Origin of the sequence: Nitratidesulfovibrio liaohensis (assembly GCF_011682075.1) — a bacterium.
Lineage (GTDB): Bacteria > Desulfobacterota > Desulfovibrionia > Desulfovibrionales > Desulfovibrionaceae > Cupidesulfovibrio > Cupidesulfovibrio liaohensis.
This window is the reverse complement of the sequence record NZ_VSMK01000232.1, coordinates 1-4,238: the sequence shown is the minus strand read 5'-3', so window position 1 is coordinate 4,238 and position 4,238 is coordinate 1. Positions and strand designations below refer to the sequence as shown.

The window sequence follows — 4,238 nt, the reverse complement described above, 5'->3', positions numbered from 1 at the left end:
GCAGGCCCGAAGACGCCCTGCGCGCCGCGCACGCCGCCGTGGCCCTGGCGCCCGACTGCCAGCGCGCGCACCGCCTTGTGGCCGAGGCGGAACAGCGTATCGATCAGACCCCCCGAAGGAGAGCCATCTAGCCATGAGCCTGCTGCATCTCAACCGCGCTTCCTCCCGCGTACGTCTGGAGAACCGCGACGACCCCGAACTGTACCGCGAGATCTTTCCCTATTCCAAGATCAGCCGCGTGGAGTTCGACGACATCTTCCTGATGCCGCGCCCGGCGGAACCGATGTTCATCACGGACACGACCTTCCGCGACGGCCAGCAGGCCCGCCCGCCCTACACGGTGAAGCAGATCGTGCACATCTTCGACATGCTGCACCGCCTTGGCGGACGCAGCGGGCTCATCCACGCCTCGGAGTTCTTCATGTACTCCGACAAGGACCGCAAGGCCATCGAGGCCTGCCGGGCCAAGGGGTACAAGTTCCCCCGCGTCACCGGGTGGATACGGGCCAACGTCAACGACCTGAAGATCGCCCGGGACATGGAGTTCGAGGAAGTGGGCCTGCTGACCAGCGTGTCGGACTACCATCTGTACCTCAAGCTGGGCCTGGACCGCGAAAAGGCCATGGAAAATTACCTGCGCGTGGTGGAACAGGCGCTGGAATGGGGCATCACCCCGCGCTGCCACTTCGAGGACATCACCCGCGCCGACATCCACGGCTTCTGCCTGCCCTTCGCGCGCAAGCTGATGGACCTTTCGAAGCAGAGCGGCCAGCCGGTCAAGATCCGCATGTGCGACACCATGGGCTACGGCGTGCCCTACCCCGGCGCCACCCTGCCGCGCTCGGTGCCGCGCATCGTGCGCGCCCTGACCGACGAAGGCGGCGTGCCCGGCCAGTGGCTGGAATGGCACGGCCACAACGACTTCCACAAGGTGCTCATCAACGGGGCCACCGCGTGGCTGTACGGCTGCTCCGGCGTCAACTGCACCCTGCTGGGCTTTGGCGAACGCACCGGTAACACCCCGCTGGAAGCGCTGGTAATCGAATACATCTCGCTGACCGGTGACGACGATGCCGCCGACACCCGGGTCATCAACGAGATCGCCGAATACTTCGAGAAGGAACTGGATTACCGCATTCCGGACAACTATCCGTTCGTGGGCAAGGACTTCAACGCCACCAGCGCGGGCATCCACGTGGACGGCCTGGCCAAGAACGAGGAAATCTACAACATCTTCGACACGCGCAAGATCCTGAACCGGCCGGTGCCCATCATCATCACCGACAAGTCGGGGCGCGCGGGCGTTGCGTACTGGATCAACCAGTACCTGGGCCTGCCCGAGGACCGGCACGTGTCCAAGAAGCACCCCGCCGTGGGCAAGATCTACACCAAGATCATGGACGCCTACGAAAAGGGTCGCAACACGTCCTTCTCCAACAAGGAAATGAAGGCTCTGGTGCGGCGCTACATGCCCGAACTGTTCGCCTCTGAATTCGACCAGATCAAGAAGCTGGCGGGCGAACTTTCGGCGCACCTCATCATCAAGCTGGCCCAGGAATGCCAGATCACCGGCCTTGGCGGCGAGGACAAGTACCCGTGCATGCGCGACTTCGTGCGCGAGTACCCGTTCATCCAGTACCTGTACCTCACCGACAAGGAGGGCAAGCTGCTCTCCGCCGCCATCACCGACCCGGCGTACAAGTCGAAGTACGAACAGCTGCCGCTGGGCTTCGACTTCTCCAACCGCGCCTGGTTCATCCGCCCCATGCAGACCGGCGAACTGCACATCACCGACGTGTACCAGTCGCAGTTCACCAGCCAGCTGATCCTTACCGTGTCCACGGCGGTCACCGACGACAACGACGAGATCACCGGAGTCATCGGCGCGGACATCCAGATCGAACAGCTGCTCCGCCAGGCCGAGGCCATCGAGGACGTGGTGGACAGCGATTCCGACGACTAGTTACCGAAAGGTACGGCCCGGAAGCGGCAACGCTTCCGGGCCTTTTTTGTTTGCGGTACGTGCCTGCGCTTCCCGTCAGGAGCAGGGCGGGAGCAGTACCGGAGCGGGGCCGATGCCCTGGCCTGGCCGAAGGAAGCGCCCTCGCCGTGTCATGCCCAGGCAGGACTGCTGCGACGACATGCGCCCACGCCCCATGGGGAGTGCCCCGCCGCACCGGCACGGGCAAAATGGCATTGCGCCGTGCCCGCAACTGCCCGCTGCGTCGCGTGGCATGCAGATGTGCAAGCAGTTGCGTGCGCGCCTGTTTTCGGTAACAGTCCGGAAAACGCACAGCGCGTCGTGCCCAGCGTGCCCGGAATGTCATGTCCGGTGGATTGTGTTGGGCGCAGCGTGTTGGGTGATTGCGCAAAACCTGCTGCGCCATACTCGCTGCGCAGACCCGTTGCGATCGCATGCCGTGCGTCCCTGGAACGACCGTTTTCCGCTGCCGCCCGATTGCGCCATGATTCGCTCATGGCCACGTACACGCCGTATCGGCGCAACCCGACGGAGCCTTGATGCCGCACCTTCGACCCAGCCATACCTGTTCCGCGCCGTTCCGCCCCGCCCTGCCCGTTCCGCCCGTTCCGCCCGTTCCGCTCGTCCTGCCCGTGGTGCTGTTGCTGCTTGCCGCGCTGCTGGTGGCGGGCTGCGGCTCCGGCCCGCGCCGCATTTCCACGCCACCGTCGGACCAGTCCGTGAAGTACCCCAAGGGAGAACCTCAGGGGCCGCGTGCCAAGCCATACACAGTCCTGGGCAAGACCTACCATCCGCTGCTTTCGGCGCACGGTTTTTCGGAAGAGGGCGTGGCCTCGTGGTACGGCAAGGATTTTCACGGCCGCAAGACCGCCAACGGCGAAATCTACGACATGTACGGGCTGACCGCCGCGCACAAGCTGCTGCCGTTCAACACCGTGGTCAAGGTGACCAACCTGCAGAACGGCCGGTCCACCACCGTGCGCGTCAACGACCGGGGGCCCTTCGTGGGCGACCGGATCATCGACCTGACCAATACCGCCGCCAACCAGATCGGCATGCTGGGCCCCGGCACCGCGCGGGTGCGCGTGGAATCCGTGGGCGACGTGCCCGGCTTGCAGGACGGCGACATGACCGGCCGCTTCTATGTGCAGGTGGGGGCCTTCTCCAACAAGGACAACGCCAGCCGCCTGGTGACACGCCTGCAAGGCCAGGGCTGGAACGCCCGCATGTACTGGGCCGACATGGTCCGGTTCTGGCGCGTCCAGGTGGGTCCGTGGAGCACCCTGAGCGAGGCCGAGCGCATGCGCGAGAAACTCAAGGGGGATTTTGCGGTCAACTTTGTCGTGGCGGATTAGGGACGCGTAGTCTTTTGTAAGCCTCCGGCGGGCAGGGGGAGAGCCCCCTGCCCCCCTATTCTCCCATGGTATTTGAAGTGCTTTGCAAAGGGGACGCTTTCGGGGGCATCCCGTGCCCGGACGTTCGCGTGATGGGTTGAGGCCGCAGCAGCCTCGTTCACGAACGAACCCTTCCGGTCCTTCCCGCCTCCCCCCGTTTCCTTTCGGATCTGCTCACGGTAAGGATGCGCCATGAACCTTCTGCTGGTAAACCTGACCCGCTTCGGCGACCTGCTGCAAACGCAGCCGGTAGTGCATGGCCTGCGTGCGCAGGGGCACCGGGTGGGGCTGGTGTGTCTGGAGAATTTTGCCGGGGCTGCGGCGCTGCTGGAAGGCGTGGACCACGTGGCGGCCCTGCCGGGCTCGGCATTGCTGGCGGGCGTGCAGCCCGGCGGCGACTGGCGGGCCTGCACGGCGGGGTTGATGACCTGGGCCGAACGGCTGCGCGGGGCCTATGCCCACGATGCGGTGCTGAACCTCACGGCCACGCTGGGAGGTCGTCTGTTGGGGCGGCTGCTGGCGGGCAACGGGGATGAAAAAGATCACGGGGGCGACCTGCGCGGCTTCGGGCTGGACCCGTTCGGGTTCGGGGTCAACGCCGACCCGTGGTCGGCCTTCCTGCAAGCCTCCACCCGGCAGCGCGGATGCAGCCCGTTCAACCTCGTGGACCTGTTCCGCATGGCAGCGGGCGTGGGCAACGTGGACCCGGTGTACCAGTTGCGCGCGCCCACTCCGGACGCCCTTGCCGAGGCCGGGGCACGACTGGCCCAGGCCGCACCGCCCGACCATGCCGGATACGTGGCCATGCAGCTTGGCGCCAGCGAGGAACGACGCCGCTGGCCCGTGGCCCACTTCGCGGCGCT

At 65.7% G+C, this 4,238-nt stretch carries 2 protein-coding genes and 1 pseudogene; all 3 read left to right on the top strand.

The window, feature by feature from the left end; translation table 11 throughout:
- The first annotated feature begins 133 nt into the window (after positions 1-133).
- Positions 134-1,963, top strand: a complete 1,830-nt coding sequence (locus FVW27_RS09150; protein ID WP_167124516.1) for a triose-phosphate isomerase — start codon at positions 134-136, stop codon at positions 1,961-1,963.
- A 557-nt stretch (positions 1,964-2,520) separates the two neighbouring features.
- On the top strand, positions 2,521-3,336 hold the full coding sequence (locus FVW27_RS09145; protein WP_208294714.1) for a septal ring lytic transglycosylase RlpA family protein: 816 nt from the start codon (positions 2,521-2,523) through the stop codon (positions 3,334-3,336).
- A 231-nt stretch (positions 3,337-3,567) separates the two neighbouring features.
- Positions 3,568-4,238: pseudogene (locus FVW27_RS09140) on the top strand (glycosyltransferase family 9 protein); the annotation flags it as partial.

What these genes read in the sequence shown, in the direction of transcription:
- FVW27_RS09150 (WP_167124516.1), top strand. Translation starts at nt 134, where the DNA reads ATGAGCCTGCTGCATCTCAACCGCGCTTCCTCCCGCGTACGTCTGGAG.
- FVW27_RS09145 (WP_208294714.1), top strand. Translation starts at nt 2,521, where the DNA reads ATGCCGCACCTTCGACCCAGCCATACCTGTTCCGCGCCGTTCCGCCCC.